Annotated in this window: 17 protein-coding genes; 9 read left to right on the top strand and 8 right to left on the bottom strand. The window is 72.6% G+C overall.

The features are described from left to right. The first annotated feature begins 105 nt into the window (after nt 1-105). The 4 genes from AB0J24_RS00720 to AB0J24_RS00735 are packed head-to-tail and all read left to right on the top strand — an operon-like array spanning nt 106 to nt 3499. The gene (locus AB0J24_RS00720) at nt 106-1068 is read left to right on the top strand and encodes an ABC transporter substrate-binding protein (RefSeq protein ID WP_358673278.1); all 963 of its coding nucleotides are present in this window, start codon (nt 106-108) and stop codon (nt 1066-1068) included. Beyond that, nucleotides 1065-1910, top strand: coding sequence for an ABC transporter permease (locus AB0J24_RS00725; RefSeq protein WP_358673281.1), 846 nt, complete (start codon nt 1065-1067; stop codon nt 1908-1910). The genes AB0J24_RS00720 and AB0J24_RS00725 overlap by 4 nt, the downstream gene beginning before the upstream one ends. Then, the gene (locus AB0J24_RS00730; protein ID WP_358673284.1) at nt 1907-2683 is read left to right on the top strand and encodes an ABC transporter permease subunit; all 777 of its coding nucleotides are present in this window, start codon (nt 1907-1909) and stop codon (nt 2681-2683) included. The genes AB0J24_RS00725 and AB0J24_RS00730 overlap by 4 nt, the downstream gene beginning before the upstream one ends. 3 nt (nt 2684-2686) lie before the next feature. After that, nucleotides 2687-3499, top strand: a complete 813-nt coding sequence (locus AB0J24_RS00735) for an ABC transporter ATP-binding protein (RefSeq protein WP_358673287.1) — start codon at nt 2687-2689, stop codon at nt 3497-3499. A gap of 86 nt (nt 3500-3585) precedes the next feature. Here the strand turns inward: AB0J24_RS00735 and AB0J24_RS00740 are convergent, their stop codons facing one another. The 3 genes from AB0J24_RS00740 to AB0J24_RS00750 form a co-directional block, all read right to left on the bottom strand. Further along, a complete protein-coding gene (locus tag AB0J24_RS00740) occupies nt 3586-3972 on the bottom strand; it encodes a VOC family protein (RefSeq protein WP_358673290.1) in 387 nt (128 codons plus the stop codon). A 219-nt stretch (nt 3973-4191) separates the two neighbouring features. After that, nucleotides 4192-5574 carry an acyl-CoA synthetase gene (locus AB0J24_RS00745; protein ID WP_358673292.1) on the bottom strand — a complete coding sequence of 461 codons (1383 nt, stop codon included), beginning with the start codon at nt 5572-5574 and terminating at the stop codon, nt 4192-4194. 55 nt (nt 5575-5629) lie between these two features. Continuing rightward, nucleotides 5630-6928 (bottom strand): SLC13 family permease, encoded by a 1299-nt coding sequence (locus AB0J24_RS00750; protein ID WP_358673295.1) that lies wholly within the window; start codon nt 6926-6928, stop codon nt 5630-5632. Nucleotides 6929-7037: 109 nt separating this feature from the next. Here AB0J24_RS00750 and AB0J24_RS00755 point away from each other — a divergent pair, with 109 nt between their 5' ends. Further along, a complete protein-coding gene (locus AB0J24_RS00755; protein WP_358673298.1) occupies nt 7038-7793 on the top strand; it encodes an IclR family transcriptional regulator in 756 nt (251 codons plus the stop codon). 1 nt (nt 7794) lies between these two features. Here AB0J24_RS00755 and AB0J24_RS00760 read toward each other — a convergent pair whose 3' ends face one another. From AB0J24_RS00760 to acnA, 3 genes are all read right to left on the bottom strand, one after another. Next, entirely contained in the window at nt 7795-9372 is a 1578-nt protein-coding gene (locus tag AB0J24_RS00760; protein ID WP_358673301.1) for a hypothetical protein, read from the bottom strand. Continuing rightward, nucleotides 9360-10412 (bottom strand): hypothetical protein, encoded by a 1053-nt coding sequence (locus AB0J24_RS00765; RefSeq protein WP_358673304.1) that lies wholly within the window; start codon nt 10410-10412, stop codon nt 9360-9362. Before AB0J24_RS00765 ends, AB0J24_RS00760 begins: the two co-directional genes overlap by 13 nt. Nucleotides 10413-10522: 110 nt before the next feature. Then, complete coding sequence (gene acnA, locus AB0J24_RS00770) at nt 10523-13339, bottom strand: aconitate hydratase AcnA (protein ID WP_358673307.1); 2817 nt, start codon at nt 13337-13339, stop codon at nt 10523-10525. A 350-nt stretch (nt 13340-13689) separates the two neighbouring features. On the opposite strand from acnA, the gene AB0J24_RS00775 reads away from it, so the two are divergent. Next, nucleotides 13690-15129: an NlpC/P60 family protein gene (locus AB0J24_RS00775; RefSeq protein ID WP_358673310.1), complete on the top strand. Its 1440-nt coding sequence runs from the start codon at nt 13690-13692 to the stop codon at nt 15127-15129. A 19-nt stretch (nt 15130-15148) separates the two neighbouring features. Here the strand turns inward: AB0J24_RS00775 and AB0J24_RS00780 are convergent, their stop codons facing one another. Further along, entirely contained in the window at nt 15149-16063 is a 915-nt protein-coding gene (locus AB0J24_RS00780) for a LysR family transcriptional regulator (protein ID WP_358673313.1), read from the bottom strand. Between the two features lie 73 nt (nt 16064-16136). Between AB0J24_RS00780 and AB0J24_RS00785 the strand changes: the two genes are divergently transcribed. Continuing rightward, complete coding sequence (locus tag AB0J24_RS00785; protein WP_358673316.1) at nt 16137-17069, top strand: EamA family transporter; 933 nt, start codon at nt 16137-16139, stop codon at nt 17067-17069. A gap of 143 nt (nt 17070-17212) precedes the next feature. Continuing rightward, entirely contained in the window at nt 17213-17476 is a 264-nt protein-coding gene (locus AB0J24_RS00790) for a hypothetical protein (RefSeq protein WP_358673319.1), read from the top strand. A 45-nt stretch (nt 17477-17521) separates the two neighbouring features. On the opposite strand, the gene AB0J24_RS00795 is transcribed toward AB0J24_RS00790, so the two are convergent. Then, nucleotides 17522-18535 (bottom strand): hypothetical protein, encoded by a 1014-nt coding sequence (locus AB0J24_RS00795; protein WP_358673322.1) that lies wholly within the window; start codon nt 18533-18535, stop codon nt 17522-17524. A 240-nt stretch (nt 18536-18775) separates the two neighbouring features. Here AB0J24_RS00795 and AB0J24_RS00800 point away from each other — a divergent pair, with 240 nt between their 5' ends. Further along, nucleotides 18776-20503, top strand: a complete 1728-nt coding sequence (locus tag AB0J24_RS00800; protein ID WP_358673325.1) for an ATP-binding cassette domain-containing protein — start codon at nt 18776-18778, stop codon at nt 20501-20503. Nucleotides 20504-20548 lie beyond the last annotated feature (45 nt).

Consider the following 20548-nt stretch of genomic DNA (forward strand, 5'->3'; position numbering starts at 1 on the left):
TCGACCCGTCCGACGGGTCGACCATGCTCCCCGGCACCACCACGGACGGCCGGTGCACTCCTGCGACGCCGTCCCGACGACGACGTCGAAAAGGGGAACAGGACTGTGCTACGCCGTCTCTCACGCCGTGGTCTGGGCGCTCTCGCGCTCACCGCGGCCGCCGCGCTCGCGGCCTCCGCCTGTGGCTCCGGTGGCTCCGGGACGGGCGGTGCCGACGACCCGGTACGGATCGGCTACTTCCCGCTCGTGCACACCGCCTCGGTCGTCCACGCCGAGCAGAGCGGGGCCTTCGAGACCGAGGGCATGCAGGTCGAGCTCCTGCAGACCGCCGGGGGAGCACAGGCCATCCCCTCGCTGATGGCCGGGGAGTACGACATCACCTACGGCAACTACACCTCGGCGATCCTCGCCGCCCAGCAGGGACTCCCGGTGCGGTTCGTCGCGGGCAACGACATCGGCGGCACCGACCACGGGATCATGGTCGCACCGGACTCCCCGATACAGCAGGCCGCCGACCTGGCCGGGGGGTCGGTCGCGGTCAACAACCTGGAGAACATCGGCACCGTCGGTGTGCAGACCCACCTCGAGGGGGTCGGCGTCGACCCGGCGGGCATCCGGTTCGTCGAGCTGCCGCTGCCGGAGATGCAGGCCGCGCTCGACCGCGGCGACGTCGACGCGATCTGGCAGGTCGAGCCGTTCCGGGCGAGCGCGCTGGCCGGTGGGGCTCGCGAGCTGTTCCCGCTGTTCTCCGGCGCGTCCGCGGACATGCCGGTGGCGGGCTGGCTGACCACCGAGCAGTACGCGCAGGAGAACCCGGAGGCCCTCGCGAGCTTCCGGCGGGCACTGGCCGCCTCGGCCGGTGAACTGCAGGACGACCGGGAGCGGTTGGTCGAGCTGGTGCCGACCTACACCCAGGTGCCCGCGGAGGTCGTCGAGCAGATCGAGATGCCGCGGTTCGAGATCGAGCTCGACACCGGTCAGGTGCAACGGATCGCGGACCTGATGCACCGCTTCCAGATCATCGACGCGCCGTTCGACGCCGCCTCGATGGTCCTCCCGCAGTCGTGACCAGCTCGACGACCGGCCTCCCGGCGCCCGTGACCGGGACGGCCGGGCCCGCACCCCCGCGGCCCCGGGGCGCCCGGATCGACCCGGTGCTCGGTGTCGTCGGGATCGCTGCCCTCGTCGCGATCGCCGAGCTGCTCCCGCGCAGCGGGCTGGTCGACTCCCGCTACCTGCCACCGATCAGCGTCATGCTGGCCGAGCTCGGGAGGCAGGCGGCCGAGCCGGGGTTCTGGTCCGCGCTCGGGTCGACCGTGCTCGGCTGGGGGACCGGCCTGCTCATCGCGCTCGTCGCGGGGACGGCGGTCGGCATCCTGATCGGGACGACCCCGGTGTTGCGTGCGGTGACGAGCTCGACCATCGAGTTCCTGCGCCCCATCCCCTCGGTCGCGCTGATCCCGCTGGCGGTGCTGCTGTTCGGCACCGACATGCGCTCCACCCTGCTCCTCGTCGTGTACGCCGCGTTCTGGCAGGTCCTGGTCCAGGTGCTCTACGGTGTCGCCGACGTCGACCCGGTCGCGCGCGAGACGGCGCGGTCCTACCGGTTCCGGCCCTGGACCAGGGTCCGCACCGTCGTCTGGCCGACCGCGCTGCCCTACGTCATGACCGGCTTCCGGCTGGCGGCGGCGGTGGCCCTGATCCTGGAGGTCACCGGCGAGCTGATCATCGGTTCGCCCGGGCTCGGCCGGGAGATCGCGGTCGCCCAGAGCTCCGGCGCCGTCGAGGTCATGTACGCGCTGGTGCTGGTCACCGGTGCGCTGGGGGTACTGGTGAATCTCGGTGCCCGGTTCGTCGAGCGGCGCGCGCTGCGCTGGCACCCGTCCGTCCGCCGGGAGGTGGCCCGATGACCGGCGCACTGCGTTCCACACTGCGGGTGCTGGGGCTCCCGCTCGTCCTGGTCGCGATCTGGTGGGTCGCGACGGCGGGCAGCAGCAACTTCTACTGGCCCTCGCTGCAGTCCATCCTGGCCGCGTTCCCCGGCACCTGGTTCGACGGCCGCTTCGCCCAGGACGTGCTGCCCAGTCTGGGACGGCTCCTCGTGGGCTACGCGCTGGCCCTGGTCCTCGGCATCGGCGCCGGGATCGCGATCGGGTCCTTCCGGCGGCTGCGGCTGCTGCTCGAACCGGCACTGGAGTTCTTCCGCGCCCTGCCCCCGCCGATCCTGGTGCCGATCATCATCCTGTTCGCCGGCATCGGCGACGGGATGAAGGTCGTCGTCATCGTGTCCGGGGCGCTGTGGCCGGTGCTGCTCAACACCGTCGAGGGCGTGCGCGGGGTGGACGAGGTGCAGCGCGACACGGCCCGGGTCTACCGGCTGCGCCCGCTGACCCGGTTGCGGCGGCTGATCCTGCCCGCGGCGAGCCCGCAGATCGCGGCCGGTGCGCGGCAGTCGCTGTCCATCGCCATCATCTTGATGGTCATCTCCGAGATGTTCGCGGCCAGCAACGGCCTCGGCTTCACCATCGTCCAGTTCCAGCGGCAGTTCGCGATCCCCGAGATGTGGAGCGGGATCATCCTGCTCGGCCTGATCGGGGTGCTGCTGTCGATGATCTTCCGTCTCGTCGAGTCCCGTGCGCTCGCGTGGTACGACGGGGCACGCCGGGCCGACCGGAAGGGCTGACCCATGACCTCGATGACCCCCGCTGCGACGACCACCGAGCCGATCCTGGCCGTCGACGGTCTGCGCAAGATCTACTACGGGTCCGGCCGGGAGACCGAGGCGATCCGCGACCTGACCTTCGACATCGCGCCGGGGGAGCTGCTCTGCATCGTCGGCCCCTCCGGTGCGGGGAAGACGACGCTGCTCAAGTGCATCGCCGGGCTGCTCGGCGCCACTGCCGGTGACGTCCGGCTGGAGGGGGCACCGGTGACCGAGCCGCCGCCCGGGATGGCCGTGGTGTTCCAGGAGTACGGGCGCAGCCTGTTCCCCTGGCTGACCGTCCGGCAGAACGTGGACCTGCCGCTCCGCGAGAAGGGGCTGCCGAAGGCCGAGCGGATCCGGCTCGTCGACACCTCCCTCGACGCCGTCGGGCTGGGGGAGGCAGGGGAGAAGCACCCCTACGAGTTGTCCGGTGGCATGCAGCAGCGGGTCGCGATCGCCCGCGCGATCGCCTACGAGCCGCGGCTGCTGATCATGGACGAGCCGTTCGCGGCGGTCGACGCGCAGACCAGGGCCGAGCTGGAGGACCTGGTCCGCGATCTCTGGACGCGGCTCGGCGTCACGGTGCTGTTCGTGACCCACGACATCGACGAGGCGGTCTACCTCGGCCAGCGGGTGCTGGTGCTGTCGCACGCGCCGACCGTGGTGCTGGCCGACGTGCCGGTCGACCTGCCCGCCGAGCGCGACCAGCTGAGCACCCGGGGGTCGTCCCGGTTCGCCGAGCTGCGCGGGCAGGTCTACGAGCTGGTGCAGCAGGCGAAGCAGGGCCGCCGCTGAGGGGCCGGACCATGATCCACGTCTGGGGAGTGCCGGTGCGTGGGGGAGCACGCCACACTCCCAGGACGCGGATCATGGTCGAAGCCTCACAGATAGGGCCGGGTGATCATCTCCAGGAAGTGGCCGGCCGGGTCGCGGAAGTAGACCCCGCGGCCGCCGTGGCCGTCGTTGATCTCACCGGGCCGCTGCATCTGCGGATCGGCCCAGTGCTCGACGCCGTCGGCGACCAGCCGCGCGTACGCCCGGTCGAACAGAGCGTCGTCGACCAGGAACGCGTAGTGCTGCGGCTGGATCTGCGGGAACGCGTCGACCGGCAGGTCGGCGAACTGGATGAGGACGCCGCCGTCCAGGGAGAGGTTGGTGAACGGCCCCCAGGACGGGGCGTCCGCCGCCTCGAACACGCGACGGAAGAAGGCCGCCGACTCCGCTCGGTCCCGGGCGGCGACGATGGTGTGGTTGAACGTGCAGGGCATGGGTCTCCTCACGAGGTGGGTGCGGGCACCACGGGGAGACGCGAAGGAACGCTGCGCCCGCGGGCCCGTGCGGGTGGCCGACGCGTGGCGTCGGCGGGGGTGGTGCTCCTTCCGGCTGGGCCCATCGGGGGCGCGCCCTCGACCCTAGCAGCCGCCGCCGGCGGCGCAGCAGTTCCGCAGCACCCGAGATCTCCCGCGCAGCCGGGTCGCCACCACATCTCAGCCGCCGAGCAGCTTCTTCTGCACCTTGCCCATCGGGTTGCGCGGCAGCGCCTCGACGAACACCACCTCGCGCGGACGCTTGTGCCAGGACAGCTGGGACGCGACGTGGTCGATCAGCGCCTGACCGGGGCCCTCGCCCACGACGTAGGCGACGATCTTCTGCCCCAGATCGGGATCGGCGGCCCCGACGACCGCGCACTCGCTGACGGCCGGGTGGTCCATCAGCACCGCCTCGATCTCGCCGGAGCCGATCCGGTAGCCGCCGGACTTGATCAGGTCGGTGGACTCCCGGCCGACGATCCGGTGGAACCCGCCCGGGTCGCGCACGGCGAGATCACCGGTGCGGAACCAGCCGTCGGCGGTGCGGGTCTCGGCGTTCGCGTCGGGACGGTTCAGGTAACCGGAGAACAGCATCGGCCCGCGGACCTCCAGGCGGCCGACGGTCTCGCCGTCGTCCGGGACGGCCTCGCCCGCCTCGTCGTCGGCGGGCCGCAGCCGGGTCTGCGCACCGGGGACGGGCAGCCCCACCCAGCCGGCCCGGCGCTCACCGGAGGCGTGCGCGCTCAGCGTGATCATGGTCTCGGTCATGCCGTAGCGCTCCACCGGTGCCTGCCCGGTCAGCCCGGCGATCCGCTCGAACAGCGACGCGGGCAGCGGCGCGCTGCCCGACACCAGCAACCGGGCCCCGCCGAGCGCCCGGGCCGACGCCGGGTCCTCGACGATCCGGTTCCACACGGTGGGGACGCCGAAGTACATCGAGGCGTTCGCGGCGGCGTACCGGGCGGGTTGCGGCTTCACCGTGTGCACCACCCGGGAACCCAGCCGCAGCGAGCCGAGCACCCCGAGGATCAGCCCGTGCACGTGGAACAGCGGCAAGCCGTGCGCGACGGTGTCGTCCGGCGTCCAGTCCCACACCTCGGCCAGGCCGTCCAGCCCGGAGGCGATCGCCCGGCCGGACAGCTGCACGCCCTTCGGTGCGCCGGTCGTCCCGGAGGTGTAGAGCAGCATCGCGGTCGCTTCCGGATCGACCTCCCTCGGCGACGCGGGCGCGCTGCCCGGGACGACGACCGGGAGCTCGACCTCCGCGGGCCGCTCACCCGACCATGCGGTCGCCCCCGAGTCGCGCAGGACGTGGCGGCGCTCGGCCGGGCCGGAGTCCGGCGGCACCGGCACGACCGGCACCCCGGCGAGCAGGCAACCGGTGATCGCGACGACGGTGTCGGTGGAGGCCGTCGCGTGCACCGCGACCGGGCCGCCGTCCGGGATGCCCGCGGCGAACCGGCCGGCCCGGTCGACCAGCTCGGACCGGGACAGCGACTCCTCACCGACGGTGACGGCGCGCTCGAGGTCCTGGGCGGCGGTGAGCGAGGTGAGCAGCAACGATCTCTCCGGTGGGGTGCGGTGTGACGGGTACGTGTCTGGATGGTGCCGGGTGCTACTGGAAGGCCATCGCGGGAAGTACGAGTGTGCCGACCAGCGCGACCGGGCCGATCACGACCATGGACAGGCCCCAGCGGGTGAGCAGGGCGGTCATCCGCGGCCGCTGGTCGGGGTCGACCGTGGTCGCGACCAGGGTCGCACCCACCGTGGAGAACGGCGACACGTCCACGATGGACGAGCAGACGCCGAGCGCGCAGATCAGTGCCCAGCCCGCGACGCCCCCCTGTTCGATCAGCGGGATGGCCAGCGGGACGAGCGCGGCGAGGATGCCGGTGGTGGAGGCGAACGCCGAGACCAGCCCGCCCACCGCGCAGATGACCAGCGCGGCGATCAGCGGGACCGTCATCATCGCGGCGAGGTCGCCGAGCAGGTCGACCGCCCCCATCTCCTGCAGCACCCCGACGTAGGTGATGATGCCGCCGACCAGCAGCACGGTCGACCAGTCGATCTCCTTGAGCGCCCGGCGTCCGTCGTCCGGGGCGATCAGGGTGAGCGCGGCGCCGAAGGCGAAGGCGAGGACACCGATGTCCGGGTCGTTGCCCAGGACGGCGAGCACCACGACGGCCGCGACCAGGCCGAGCATCGCGACGACCGTGACCAGGTGGACGGTCTCGAACGGTTCGCGTGCGGGCCGACCCGGTTCGGTCCCGGTGTCGCTCCCCTCGAAGGTGCCGCCCCCGGTCGTGACGGCGGTACGGGCGCGGCGCCGCGAGCCGAACAGCAGGTATGCGGCGGCCAACAGCACGAGGTTCACGACGACGGCCACCGCGAGCAGCGTCAGCGGGTTCAGCTCGATCCCGGCCGCGTTGGCGGTGCCCCAGGTGACGATGCCGAACAGCGATGTCGGTGCGAACGCTCCGGCGGAGAGGCCGGTACCGATCGCCAGGCCCATCAGCATGGGGTCGATCGCGCGCCGGTGCGCGACGGACATCCCGATCGGCGCCATGACCAGGCCGCCCAGGGGCGAGCCCATCGCCGAGACCGCGGCGGTGAGCAGGAAGAACGTGAGCGGAAGTGCGGCCGTGTTGCTTCCGACGAGGATCAGCGCACGATCGACGAGCCGGCCGATGGTGCCGTTGGCCTTCGCGATCCCGAAGAAGTACGTCACCCCGACCAGCAGGATCAGGATGTCGATCGGGAAGCCGGCGACGATGTCCTCGAGCGCCAGTCCGGCGACGAGCAGGCCGATCCCGGTCGCGGCGGCGAACATGACGATGCCGATGTGGGAGCGCCGGATCTCCGCGATGACGAACACCGCCACGAACGTCAGCAGCGCGATGATCTGCACCGCCATGGGTTACCTCCATTGGTAGCCTTGTCGACCGGTCCACCTAGTGGCACAGTGGTCTGCTCTGTGGACCGTTCGGCGGGACGGTATGTCGCTTGTTCGAGGGGGTCAAGGGGTGGCGGCGACGAACAGCGTGGTCTCGGCGATCCGGGTGCTGGAGGCGGTGGGGGAGCGCCAGCCGGTCGGGTTGTCCGAGCTGGCCCGAGGGGTGGGCCTGCCCAAGAGCACCGTGCAACGCACCCTGCTGACACTGGCCGAGGTGGGTTGGTGCCGGGCCGACGAGACGTCGCGCTGGTCGCTGACCTACCGTGCCTTCGCCGTCGGCAACCAGGCCCGCGATACCGGTGAGCTGCGCGAACGCGCGCTTCCGGTACTGCACGAGCTGCAGCTGGCGACCGGGGAGACCGTCCACCTGGCCGCTCCCGACGGCCGCGAGCTGGTGCTGGTCGAGCGGCTCGACACCGCACACCGGCTGCGCGCCTTCCTTCCGCTCGGGCACCGGATCCCGCTGCACGCCTCGGCCACGGGGCAGGCCTACCTCGCGGTGTCCGCCGGCACCGTGGTGGAGGACTACCTGGCGGGTGGACCGCTGGAACCGAGCACGCGATGGACGATCACCGACGCCGACACCCTGCGGGCCCGGCTCGCCGAGATCCGGGCCCGCGGCTGGTCGGTCAACCCCGAGGGCCTCAGCGAGGGGATCGCCGCCGTCGGGGCGGCGATCCTCGGCCCGGACGGCCGCCCGGCCGGGGCGTTGTCGGTGTCCGGGCCGACCGTCCGGATGAGCGAGGAGGTCTTCGACGAGCACGGCCGGGCCGCTGCCGACGCCGCGCGGCGGATCTCCCGTGAGCTAGGCGGCCGGCCGGGGTGACTCAGCCGGCGCGGTCGGCGGTGAACTGGACGTCGATGCCGGCCGTGCGGGCCCCTTCGGCGTCGAGGAACCGGACGTAGCGGTTCTTCAGGGTCGTGCCGTCGTCGGCGAACACGCCGGTCCGGTGCGGGTAGAACCCGACCGTCGGCTCGGTCCCGGCGGCGCAGGTGCGGACCGCGTTGTGCAGGTCGGCGTTGGACCGGCGCAGGGTGCGCAGGAGCCGGCGGGCGGCGCCGGCCGGGTCGGCGACCGCGCGGCCCGGTGCGAGCTGCAGGGCCAGGTGCAGCCTGCGGTCGCCCGCGTCGTCCTCGTAGGACACCAGCCGATGGTTCTCGACGGCCTCCAGCAACTCCGGATCGGCGCTGACGGCGTCGCGCAACCCGTCCGGTGGAACCACCGCGCCGTTGAAGTCCACCGAGGAGTCGCTGCGGCCGTACTGGAACAGCAGCGGCAGGTCGAGCAGCCGGGCGTCGAGCACGGCGTGCAGTCCGGGGTGGCGGCGTGCGTGCCGGCGCAGTACCGGCAACAACTCGCGCATCGCCAGCACGTGGCCGCGGTCGTGGATGTTGTAGCGGATCCGCGGGCTGAGGTTCTGCGGTCGGGTCAGGGTGATCAGCAGCTCGCCGTCGTCACTCGTCTCGATCAGGTAGGCGTAGGGGTTGAACTGGAAGATGTTCGGGAGCACGCCGTAGTCGTCACGGCGGGTCAGCTCGGCCGACAGCTCCGGGTCGGCGGCGATCGCCCGGCGCAGCGCGATCGTGAACTCGGTCTCGGTGGCGATCGAGATCTCCAGGTCGCTGGCCCCGTAGGCGCCGATCACCGAGTGCGCGGCGCGCAGGATCCGGTCCCGCATGCCCTCGCTGATGCCTTCCCCGCCGAACGCGCAGACGATGTCGTAGGCCGCCCAGTCGAGCCGGTCGTCGTCGAGGAGTCCCTTCAGGAACGGTGGGTAGCCGGTGATCACGTAGGTGAAGTCCCGGCCGAACTCGCGCATCGTGTTGATGATCTTGTCCGGGTCCGGTCCGACCGACTTGACGACGGTGACGCCGGTCAGCGCCGCGGAGACGTTCATCCCGGTCGCCCACGCACCGAGGGAGAAGGCGTTGATGACGAACGGCGGCTTGCGCAGGCCGGCGGCGGTGCGCAGGAAACCGACCCGCAGCAGCTCCCGGGAGGCGCGCCGCTCGACCGGGCCGCGCACCCAGCTCGTCGGCACCCCCGACGAACCCGACGACTCGTCGACGACGACCCCGCGACGCGGGATCCGGCCGCGCACACAGCGGTCCGCGATGGAGTAGGGCCGGATGTAGTTGTCCTTGTCCATCACCGGCAGCGCCGCGAACGCCTCGGCCGCCCGCCGTGGGTCCCGCGGCAACCGTCGCGGCGCACCGTGCGCGGCCAGGAAGCTGCGGTAGGCGGGGACGAGCCGGGCGCTGCGTTCGAAGGTGCGGTGCGCGCGACGGACACCGAGTCGTGCGCGCAGCCGCTCGAAACCGGGTGCCAGCAGCAACCGGTGCGTGCCCGGCCGCCGGGCCAGCAGGTCGACGACGGACTCCTGCAGCCAGGTCAGCGGCCCCACGACGTGACTCCGTCCCGGTCGAGCAGCATCTCCGGCAGCGCGCGGCGCAGTGCCTCCGGTGGCGCGGCGCTGTGCCCGTAGCGGAAGAGCATCCAGGCCGTCCGGCCCGCGTCCTCGGTCACCCCGGCCGCTTCGGTGAAGGCGACGTGCGAGCGCGGGTTGGTGATCACCGTGCCGAACGGGTGCAGGTGCACACCGGCCCGGGTGAAGGCCAGCCAGGCCCGGAGGAAGACCCGGCCGGCGGTGACGTGCTCGGCGGCCGAGCCGAACGGCCCGGTGAGCCAGCCCAGCTCGCGGACCCCGCGCATGGTGTTCAGGTAGATCCGCCGCAACAGCGGCCCGGCCAGCGGCAGGTCCCACATCCCGCGGTGCCGCAGCGCGAAGCCGAGCAGCGGGCCGGGCAGCAGGAGCGTCCGGGCGGACAGTCCGTCGCGGGTGGCCTCGGCGGCTCGGTCCGAGGTGCGGATCCAGGCCATGATCTCGGCGTGCACGGCGTCGTTGCGCAGGTCGTCGAACAGCGTCTCCTGGTTGATCCGGACGATGCGGTCCACCAGCTCCCGCCGGTCGGTGCGGCCGAACTCGTGCCCGGCCGCCGCGGCGATCGCGCCGACCTCGCTCAGCACCGCCGGATCGACCGGCAGGTTCCGGTAGGGCCGCCGGGACGTCCGGCGGCGGCGGAACGCGGCCAGCCCGGCCTGCGCCTGCGGGGTGATCTCGGACGGCTCCAGCGACACGGTGCCCAGCGGCTGGTGCCGCGCGGTGGCACCGAAGTCCAGGTCCTCGTACCTGAGGTCGGCGGACACCGACCAACCGTGCCCGGCGGCGACCGTGGCGAGGGATTCCAGGTAGACGCCTGCGCAGACGTTGCCGAACGGCTTCCCGAAGTTCTCCGCGGGCAGACCGCGTTCCAGGTCGTAGAAGAGCTCGGCACGGCCGGCGTCGCGTACCCGGACGGCGATCGGCTGGGAGTTGTGCGGCGAAGGGTAGGCGCGGGCCTCGTCGAGGAGGTACGACCACGGACCCGGGAGAGAGGTGGACATGTCCGGAAGGGTGCTCCGTCGACGGATCGTCCGGATCCGTAGCGCTACCGGATGCACGGAGCCCGCCGCCCCGGGTGGGACGACGGGCTCCGCGGTGGTGGTCGTGCGCGTCAGCTCTTCAGCATGCCCCGCAGGACGTACTGGAGGATGCCTCCGTTGCGGTAGTAGTCCGCCTCACCAGGGGTGTCGATCCGGACCTTCGCGTCGAACTCGACGGTCTCGCCCGACTCCTTGGTCGCCGTCACGTGCACCGTCTTCGGGGTCCTGCCCTCGTTCAGCTCGGTGATCCCGGCGATGTCGAAGGTCTCGGTACCGTCCAGCCCGAGGCTCGACGCCGACTCGCCCTCGGGGAACTGCAGCGGGACGACGCCCATGCCGATCAGGTTCGACCGGTGGATCCGCTCGAAGGACTCCACGATGACCGCCTTGACACCCAGCAGCGCGGTGCCCTTGGCAGCCCAGTCCCGCGACGAGCCCGAGCCGTACTCCTTGCCACCCAGCACGACCAGCGGGGTGCCCTGGGCGGCGTAGTTCTGCGCGGCGTCGTAGATGAAGGCCTGCGGGCCGTCCTCCTGCGTGAAGTCGCGGGTGTAACCGCCGCTCACGCCGCCGTCGACGATCGCGTCCAGCAGCAGGTTGCGCAGCCGGATGTTCGCGAACGTGCCGCGGATCATCACCTCGTGGTTGCCGCGCCGGGAACCGAAGGAGTTGTAGTCCTTGCGCTCGACGCCGTGCTCGTCCAGGTACACCGCGGCCGGGGTGCCCGGCTTGATCGCACCGGCCGGCGAGATGTGGTCGGTCGTCACCGAGTCACCGAGCAGGGCGAGCACCCGGGCGCCGGAGATGTCGGTGACCGGCTGCGGCTCACGGGTCATGCCCTCGAAGTACGGGGGCTTGCGGACGTAGGTGGACTTCTCGTCCCACTCGAAGGTCTTGCCCTCCGGCGTGGGCAGCGCCCGCCAGCGGTCGTCACCACGGAAGACGTCGGAGTAGCTCTTGGTGAACATCTCCGAGGTGATCGACGAGTCGATGGTGCGCGCGATGTCCTCGGTCGAGGGCCAGATGTCGCGCAGGAAGACGTCGTTGCCCTCGGAGTCCTGGCCGAGGGGCTGGGTCTCGAAGTCGAAGTCCATCGTCCCGGCCAGCGCGTAGGCGATGACCAGCGGCGGGGACGCCAGGTAGTTCATCTTGACGTCCGGGTTGATCCGGCCCTCGAAGTTCCGGTTGCCCGACAGCACCGAGACGACGGTCAGGTCGTTGTCGTTGACGGCGGCCGAGACCTCCTCCGGCAGCGGACCGGAGTTGCCGATGCAGGTGGTGCAGCCGTAGCCGACCAGGTTGTATCCGAGCTTGTCGAGGTAGGGCCAGAGGCCCGCCTTCTCGTAGTAGTCGGTGACGACCTGGGAGCCCGGCGCCATCGACGTCTTCACCCAGGGCTTGACCGACAGCCCCTTCTCGACCGCGTTCTTCGCCAGCAGGGCGGCGCCGAGCATGACGCTCGGGTTGGACGTGTTGGTGCAGGAGGTGATCGAGGCGATCACCACGGCGCCGTGGTCGAGCACGAACTCGCCGCGCGACTCCGACCGCACCGTGACCGGCTTGGAGGGGCGGCCCTCGCAGCCCGTCGCGGCCGACTGGACGACCGGGGCCGGTTCGTCGTCGGCGAAGGTGTGTGCGGGCGCGTCGCTGGCCGGGAAGGACTCCGCGCCGGACTCGTCGAGGCCGGTCAGCTCCGCGACGTCGTCGTCGGTGTAGTCCTGAACGGCCTTGCGGAACGCCGGCTTCGCCGCGGACAGCTCGATCCGGTCCTGTGGGCGCTTCGGGCCGGCGATCGACGGGACCACCGTCGACAGGTCCAGCTCGAGGGTCTGGGAGTAGACCGGCTCGTGCGCCGGGTCGTGCCAGAGGCCCTGTTCCTTGGCGTAGGTCTCGACCAGCTGGATCTGCTCGGCGGAGCGGCCGGTCAGCTTCAGGTAGCGGACCGTCTCCTCGTCGATCGGGAAGATCGCCGCGGTGGAGCCGAACTCCGGGCTCATGTTGCCGATGGTGGCGCGGTTGGCCAGCGGCACCGAGCCGACGCCCTCGCCGTAGAACTCGACGAACTTCCCGACGACGCCCTGGCGGCGCAGCATCTCGGTGATCGTCAGCACCACGTCGGTGGCGGTCACGCCGGTCGGGATCTCACCGGTCAGCTTGAAGCCGAGGACCTGGGGGATGAGCATCGAGACCGGCTGGCCGAGCATCGCGGCCTCGGCCTCGATGCCACCGACGCCCCAGCCCAGCACGCCGAGGCCGTTGACCATCGTGGTGTGCGAGTCGGTGCCGACCAGGGTGTCGGGGTAGGCCTGGCCGTTACGGGGCATGACCACGCGGGCCAGGTTCTCGATGTTGACCTGGTGCACGATGCCGGTGCCGGGCGGGACCACCTTGAACTCGTCGAAGGCGCCCTGGCCCCAGCGCAGGAACTGGTAACGCTCCTTGTTGCGGCCGTACTCGAACTCGATGTTGCGCTCGAAGGCGTCCGGGGTCCCGAAGAAGTCGATCATCACCGAGTGGTCGATGACCAGCTCGGCGGGGGCGAGCGGGTTGACCTTCGCCGGGTCGCCGCCCATCTCGGTCACGGCCTCGCGCATCGTGGCGAGGTCGACCACGCAGGGGACGCCGGTGAAGTCCTGCATGATCACCCGGGCCGGGGTGAACTGGATCTCGGTGTCCGGCTCGGCCTGCGGGTCCCAGTTCGCCAGGGCGTTGATGTGGTCCGCCGTGACGTTCGCACCGTCCTCGGTGCGGAGCAGGTTCTCGAGCAGGACCTTGAGGCTGAACGGCAGGCGCTTCGAGCCCTCCACCGCGGAGAGCCGGAAGATCTCGTAGCCGGTGCCCCCGACGTCGAGCTGTCCTCTGGCGCCGAAGCTGTCGGTGCTGGCCACTGGTGGTCCTCCCGTGGTGGTGGGCGTACTGCGTCCGGTGCGGTGAGCGTCGGCCCGCTCGCAGCTCGGGGGCTCACCGGCGTGTCTCCGAGTCTCGCGCACCGCCTCGTCCGCGGCAGCGTGGACCCTGCTACCCCAAACAGTACGCGCGTCCTATAAGCAGTGCGAGGTGGGTGTGGCCGCCGTCCCTCCGGTCGGTGGGGCCCCCGGCCGGCGGGTCCCCCGGCCGACGGACCGGACGCCCGTGTCCGGTGTGTCGCACGGTGTTCGCGTGACAGGAGTGGCAGGCTTCCGGCGACCGCCACCGCTCCCCGCCGGGCGCGGGCACCCGCTCCCCGGGAGGACGAACCGTGACGCGCGAGCCGTCGGTGCTCCGGCCCGCCCGCGAGCCCCGTCGCCGGATGCCGCTCGCGGTCGGGGTGCTGGTGGTGCTGACCGCGCTGCTCCTGGCGACCCCGGCCGTCGGTGCGGCGGCCGTGGTGCCCGCGACCGGTGCGCTCCCCGCCGGCACCGTGCCCGCGCAGCCCCCGCCGCCCAACCCCGACGACGACGAGCTCGAGCGCAGCAGGCAGGGCGTGCAGGAGCGGTCCGCCGAGGTCGGGCGGCTCACCGCGCGCCTGGCCGAGCTCGACGCGCAGCTCGACGAGCTGCAGATCGAGGTCGCCGCGCGCGGCCAGGAGGCGCTGGAGGCGCGCGACACCGCCGACGCCGCGGGCCGGGAGGCCGACGCGGCCGCGGCCCGCGCGCTGGAGGCCAGGGCGGCGACCGAGGAGGCCGGTCGCGCCGTCGACGACGCGCGGACCCGGCTGGACGCCTTCGTCGGCGACGTCTACACCCACGGACTCGATCTCGGTCCGCTCGGACTGTTGTCCCGGGCGACCGACCCGCAGGACCTGATGGACCGGGCGTGGTTGACCGACGCGCTGAGCGAGGACCAGGCCTCGGTGCTGGAGCAGCTCCAGCAGGCCCGGATCGCACAGGCCAACGCCGACTCGCTGGCCCGCGCCGCCCAGGAGGAGGCCGACCGGCGCCGGGCTGCCGCGGAGGAGGCGTCGGCCGCCGCCGACCAGGCACTCGTCTCCGCCGCGGCCGCCGCGGACGAACAGCAGGGCAGGCTCGACGCGGTCCGCGCCGAGCGTGCCGAGGTGCAGGCCCGGCTGGACGAGGCGGCGAACGCCGACGCCGGACTGCGCGCACAGCGCCAGCGGTACCTGGCCTGGCAGGCCGAGCAGGAGCGGTTGCGCGTCGAGGCCGAGCGACGGGCCCGCGACGAAGCCAGGGCGCGTGTCGCGCAGGAGGAGGCACGCCGCGCGCCGACCGCGCCGGACCGCGGCCCGTCCGCGGCTCCGCCACCGGCGCCGCGCACGGGTTCGTCGGCCATCGAGACCGTGATCGACCGGGCGACGTCGCAGATCGGCACCATCTACGCCTGGGGCGGCGGCAACTCGCGCGGGCCGACCCGGGGCATCCGCGACGGCGGCGTCGCCGACTCGCACGGTGACTTCCGCAAGGTCGGCTTCGACTGCTCCGGGCTGATGCTCTACGCGTTCGCCGGGGTCGGGATCAACCTGCCGCGCTACAGCGGCAACCAGGCCAACGCCGGACGGCTCGTCCCGATCTCGGACATGCGCCGCGGTGACATGCTGTCCTGGGCGCGCAACGGCCGCACCCACCACATCGCGCTGTACCTGGGCAACGGGATGATGGTCGAGGCACCGTACTCGGGTGCCTCGGTGCGGATCTCCCCGGTTCGCTACAACGGCCTGAACAAGGTGACCCGGCTGCTCTGACGACGAGCCCGGGCCGGGCTCAGCCCGCCCGGAAGCGCACCGCGTCGGCCTCCGCGGCCAGCTCGTCGAGCACCAGGCGTACAGCCGGCCGCTCGACGGTCTCGGCCCGGGCGACGGCGTGCACCAGGCGGGCGGCCCGCACCCCGGCCAGCGGACGCAGGGCGAGCCGGGCGCCGTCGCGGTGGTCGGTCGAGTATCGGGGGAGCAGGGCCACCCCGTGCCCGGCGGCGACCAACTCCTCGGTGACGGAGAAGTCGTTGATCCGCTGCACCACCCGCGGCCTGGTGCCGGTGACCAGTGCGAGCGAGCGCAGCACGTCGTCGACCGGCCAGCCCACGCCGACCCCGATCCAGCCCTCGTCGACCAGGTCGTCCAGGCCGACCTCGGCCCGGGCGGCGAGCGGATGGCGGGTCGGGAGGGCGACGTCGAGCGGTTCGCGCAGCAGCGGCCGGACCTGGAGCCGTCCGCCGGTGAAGGGATCGAGACGCTCGTCGTGGTGGGTCACCACGATGTCGGCCTCGGCCGCGGCGGCCGGGACCTCCTCCGGTCGCAGGTCGCGGTCCCGGCAGGACAGCGACAGCCCGTCGTGTGCTGCGGCACGGCGGAGCAGGCCGGACAGCAGCAGCCGTGCTGCGGAGGGGAACAGCGCGACCCGGACCGTTCCGAGCGGCCGCTCACGGAGCCCGGCCAGGGTCTCGTCGAGGCGCCCGAGCGCGGCGAGGACGTCCTCGGAGCCTGCCACGACGGCCTCACCGGCCTCGGTCAACCGCAGCCCGCGCCCGTCCGGGACGGTCAGTGCGATGCCGGCCTCCCGGGACAGCACCTTGAGCTGCTGGGAGACCGCGGACGGGGTGAAGTTCAGCGCGGCGGCGACCGCGGTGACCGACCCCCGGTCGGCGAGCTCGCGCAGGATCCGCAGGCGTCGGACATCCATGAAGCAACGCTACAAGCCGGATTCAGATTGTCGTGCTGGACTGCACGGTCCTCGGTGACGGAGGGTCGAGGGCATGACCGTCCGCGACCGGGGCCTCGCCGTCGTCGTCGCCGTGCTGTGGGGGGCGAACTTCATCGCCATCCACGTCGGCCTCGAGCACTTCCCGCCGGTCTTCCTCGCCGGCCTGCGGATGCTCGTGCTCGCCGTGCCCGCGGTGCTGCTGGTCCCGCGACCGCAGGTGCCGCTGCGCTGGCTGGTCGGCTACGGGCTGGGTTTCGGCACCCTGCAGTTCCTGTTCCTGTTCCTCGGCATGTACGCCGGGATGCCGGCCGGCCTGGCGTCGCTGGTCCTGCAGGCGTCCGGGCCGTTCACCCTGGTGCTCGGTGCGTTGCTGCTGCGCGAGCAGGTCCGGCGGCGGCAGTGGATCGGGATCGGCGTCGCGGTCGCCGGGCTGGCGACCATCGCGCTGCTGCGGGCGCAGACGGCGGCGCTGCTCCCGGTGGCGCTCACCCTGCTCGGCGCGCTCGGCTGGGCCCTCGGGAACCTGTGCAACCGGTTGGCCCAGCGCGACGGAGCGGCCGTCGACCCGCTGCACCTGACACTGTGGATGTGCGTCGTCCCGCCGGTCCCGTTGCTCGCGATGTCCGCGGTCGTCGAGGGTCCGACGACCGGCTGGGTGGCGACGGCGGCGGTGTTCTCCTGGGACGGCCTGCCCGGCCTGGCTGCGCTGCTGTACCTCTCGGTGGTCGCGACGGTCGTCGGATCCGGGATCTGGACGGTGCTGATGCGCCGCTACCCGGCCGGGGTGGTGGCGCCGCACTCGCTGCTGGTGCCGGTGGTGGGCATGGGGCTGGCGATCGTGCTGCTCGGCGAGCGGCCCTCGGTGCCGGAACTGCTCGCCGGCGTGGTGGTCGTCATCGGCGTGCTCGCGGCGTCGGCGCCCGGCCGTCGCGTACCCGACGTCATGCGCCCGGACGTGGCCCGTTCGGGGTCGAGCCGCGGATGACGCACGGGTCCGCCCCGCTCCGGGGCGCCCGCGTCCCGCGCCCGACGGCACCGTCCCATGAGGACCGCCGGGAGTCGTCCCGTGTGTCGTCACCGCGGATTTCTCCTGGAGACCGGCCGTCAATGAGGGGTAGACTCGAACGTATGGTCGATGTGGACGGTGCGTTGCTCAGCCCGGAGGCGGTGGCCGCCGATCCGTGTCCGCACGGGGCGACCCTTGAGCTGTGCGGGTTGTTGTGCGGGGATCCGGTGGCGGTGGTGGATCCGGGTCGGCCGGTCGGCTTCGCGCTGGCGTTGGACTGCCAGCTCGGGGGCCGGGACACCGCACCACCACCCGCCGCCCCGGCGACCGCGACCATGACGATGACCATGGCCACCGACGGTGTTGACGATGCACCGCCGTTCTGATCCGAGACTGCGAAGCAGAACCCCTGCACCTCGGCGCCGGGGTCGTCACACATCCACGATGGCGTGTCCCGGGGTGCGGGCGACGATCTCATCGAGCAGGCGGCCACTGTCGAGGTCCTCCTCGAACAGGACGTTCAGGTCGGCGAGCCCGCCGCCGCGGTTGCCGAGCTCGTCGAAGGGACGGTCGATGCGTCTGAACCGGATGCCCGGATGACTCGGCGAGTCGAACTCGAGTGTGATCACGGTGTCCGGTCCCTCGCCCTCGACCAGGATGCACACATCCGTGCCGCCGGCGCGTTCCACGGCGGACTTCTGGGTGCGGGTGAACCGCAGGTAGGCGTGGAGCGCAGCGGCGCGTTGCGCCGGGACCCGGTAGGTGGGGGAGCGCCAGCCGGCGCCGGCTGGGAGCGGCATCGCTGCCAGCTCACGGTGTGGCGTCGCGCTCCTCGTGTCGAACAGGTGCAGCGACACCCACGGAGCGAGCCGGAGCGGGCGCTTGTCCGTGTGCTGCAAGGCGGCGAGGGCGGTGTGATCGTCGAGCGCGGCGTGTGCGATCACCGATGCACCGGGCCCGTGGACCGGCGCGACGACCGCGGGATGCACGGCCCACCAGCTCCACCTCGTTCCGCGCGAGTCGGTGCCGAACAGCCAGCCGGGCCCGGGATCGGCTGGTGCTCGCGGCCGCCACATCGGCAGGTACTGCTCGGCGGCCCAGGACAACTGCTGCAGCGGAGTCCGGGTACAGCGAAGCACGCCGTCACCGGCGACGTGCAGGACTGCTGCGGCAGTGTGGCCGATGTCGTGCACCGCGAACCTGTCGTCAGCCAGATGCAGGAGCCGCCGGGACGGCTGGTGCCACGCCGCGGGGGCCGGGATCGAGTCGGCCCAGCCGACGCTGCTGATGAGGGTGCCGTCCCTGCCCACGGTGATCGCACCCGCATGACAGCGGTCGACGACCAGGAACGTGTCCGCGACCGCCCGGACGAAACCTGCGGCGAGGTGGCTCCGGCACCCGTCCGGCAGCGCTTCCGCTCGGCGAGGATCCGATGGTGAGCGCACCGGGCGAGGCTACCCGGGACAGCCGGGGCCGGGACTTCTGCGCCGCGAGAATCGGCTCGCCGGGGGAGCCGTCCGTTGCTAACGTCGGTGTCATGGCACGAGGTATCTGGTCGCAGAAGGTCCGCACCGCCCGCTGACGGCGGCGCCCCTGCTTCCCTCCTGATCGCGTCCGCCGTTCCGGTTCCCCGCCGGGTGGCCGCCTGACGCTGCCCGGCTCCACTGCGAGCTGCGGAGCACTTCGTGAACCACCACCCCGAATCAGCCGATCTCGCCGGCGGCGCCGGTGCCGCACACGTCCGCGCCGACGGGATCTCCGTGACCCGCGGGTCGCGGCGCGTCCTGCACCGCGTGTCGGTCACCGTGTCCGCCCGGTCCCGGATCGCCGTCGTCGGCGAGAACGGGCGCGGCAAGACGACGCTGCTGCACGTCCTGGCCGGCCTTGTCGCACCCGACGAGGGAACCGTGCAGCGCTCCGGGACCCTCGGGCTCGCCCGGCAGGAGCTGTCCGCCCGCTCGGGCGAGACCGTGGGCACGCTGACCTCGGAGGCGCTCCGGGCGCCACAGCAGGCGCTGCGCGCGCTCGACACGGCGGCACAGGACCTCGCCGGCGCTGGACCCGGTGCCGGAGTCGGACCCGATGTCGGAGCCGCCACAGGGAGCCCCGCCGGAGCCGATGCCGGGGCGGCGGACCGGTACGCAGCCGCGCTGGACACGGCCGTCCGTCTCGACGCGTGGGACGCCGAGCGGCGGGTCGACGTCGCGCTGGAGGCACTCGGTGCCTGCACCGACCGCGCCCGTGAGCTGGCGACGCTCTCCGTCGGACAGCGCTACCGGGTCCGGTTGGCGTGCCTGCTCGGCGCCCGGCACGACGTCCTGTTGTTCGACGAGCCCACCAACCACCTCGACGCGGCCGGTCTCGACTTCCTGACCGCGACGCTGCGCGCCCACCCCGGCGGGTTCGCCGTCGTCAGCCATGACCGGGCCCTGCTGCGCGACGTCGCCGACCGGTTCCTCGATCTCGACCCGACCCGCGACGGGACTCCCCGGCTGTACGCCGGAGGTTACGACGCCTGGCAGCAGGGCCGACGTCGTGAACGGGAGCGGTGGGTCCGGGACCACGAGGAGCAGCAGGCGGAGCACCGCAGGCTCGCCGATGCCGTGTCCCGGGCCCGGGACCGGCTCAGCACCGGCTGGCGCCCGGACAAGGGGACCGGCAAGCACCAGCGACAGTCCCGGGCGCCGGGCGTCGTCCAGGCACTGAACCGGCAGCAGGACGCGTTGGACGCGCACTGGATCGACGTCCCGGTGCCGCCGCCGTCGTTGCGCTGGCCGGACCTGGGCGGCCGGCGCGGGGCACCGCTGCTGCGGGCGCACGGGGTCGCCGTGGACGGGCGGCTCGGCGGCCCGGTCGATCTCGTCGTCGACGGAGGTGACCGGCTGCTCGTGACCGGCCCCAACGGTGCCGGGAAGTCCACCCTGCTCGCCGTGCTGGGTGGTGCCCTCGCACCGGACCGGGGGCACCGGTGGGCCGCCGTCGGTGCCCGGATCGCCCTGGTCGCCCAGGAGACGACGTCGTGGGACCCGGCGCTGTCCGCCCACGAGGTGCACGCCCGGCACGTGGGCCGGCTGGTCGCCCGGGGCCTGCTCACCGACGCCGAGGCGGTCCCGCTCGGGTCGCTCGGCCTGCTCGACCGCGACGCGACGGCGGTCCCGGTCGGGCGGATGTCGCAGGGGCAGCGTCGTCGTCTCGACCTTGCCCTGGCGCTGGCCGGGCGGCCCGGTGCGATCCTGCTCGACGAGCCCACCAACCACCTGTCGGCGACGCTGGTGGACGAACTGACCGGGGCGCTGCGCGACACGGATGCTGCGGTCGTCGTCGCGACGCACGACCGGCAGCTCCTACGGGACCTGGCCGGGTGGCCGCGACTGGAGCTCGGCGCCCCGGTCGACCGGGTCACCGCATACTGAGACCCGGATCACACCACAGGAGGAGAAGATGGGTGTCGATCCCGG

This window comes from Pseudonocardia sp. NPDC049635, assembly GCF_040659795.1.
GTDB lineage: Bacteria > Actinomycetota > Actinomycetes > Mycobacteriales > Pseudonocardiaceae > Pseudonocardia.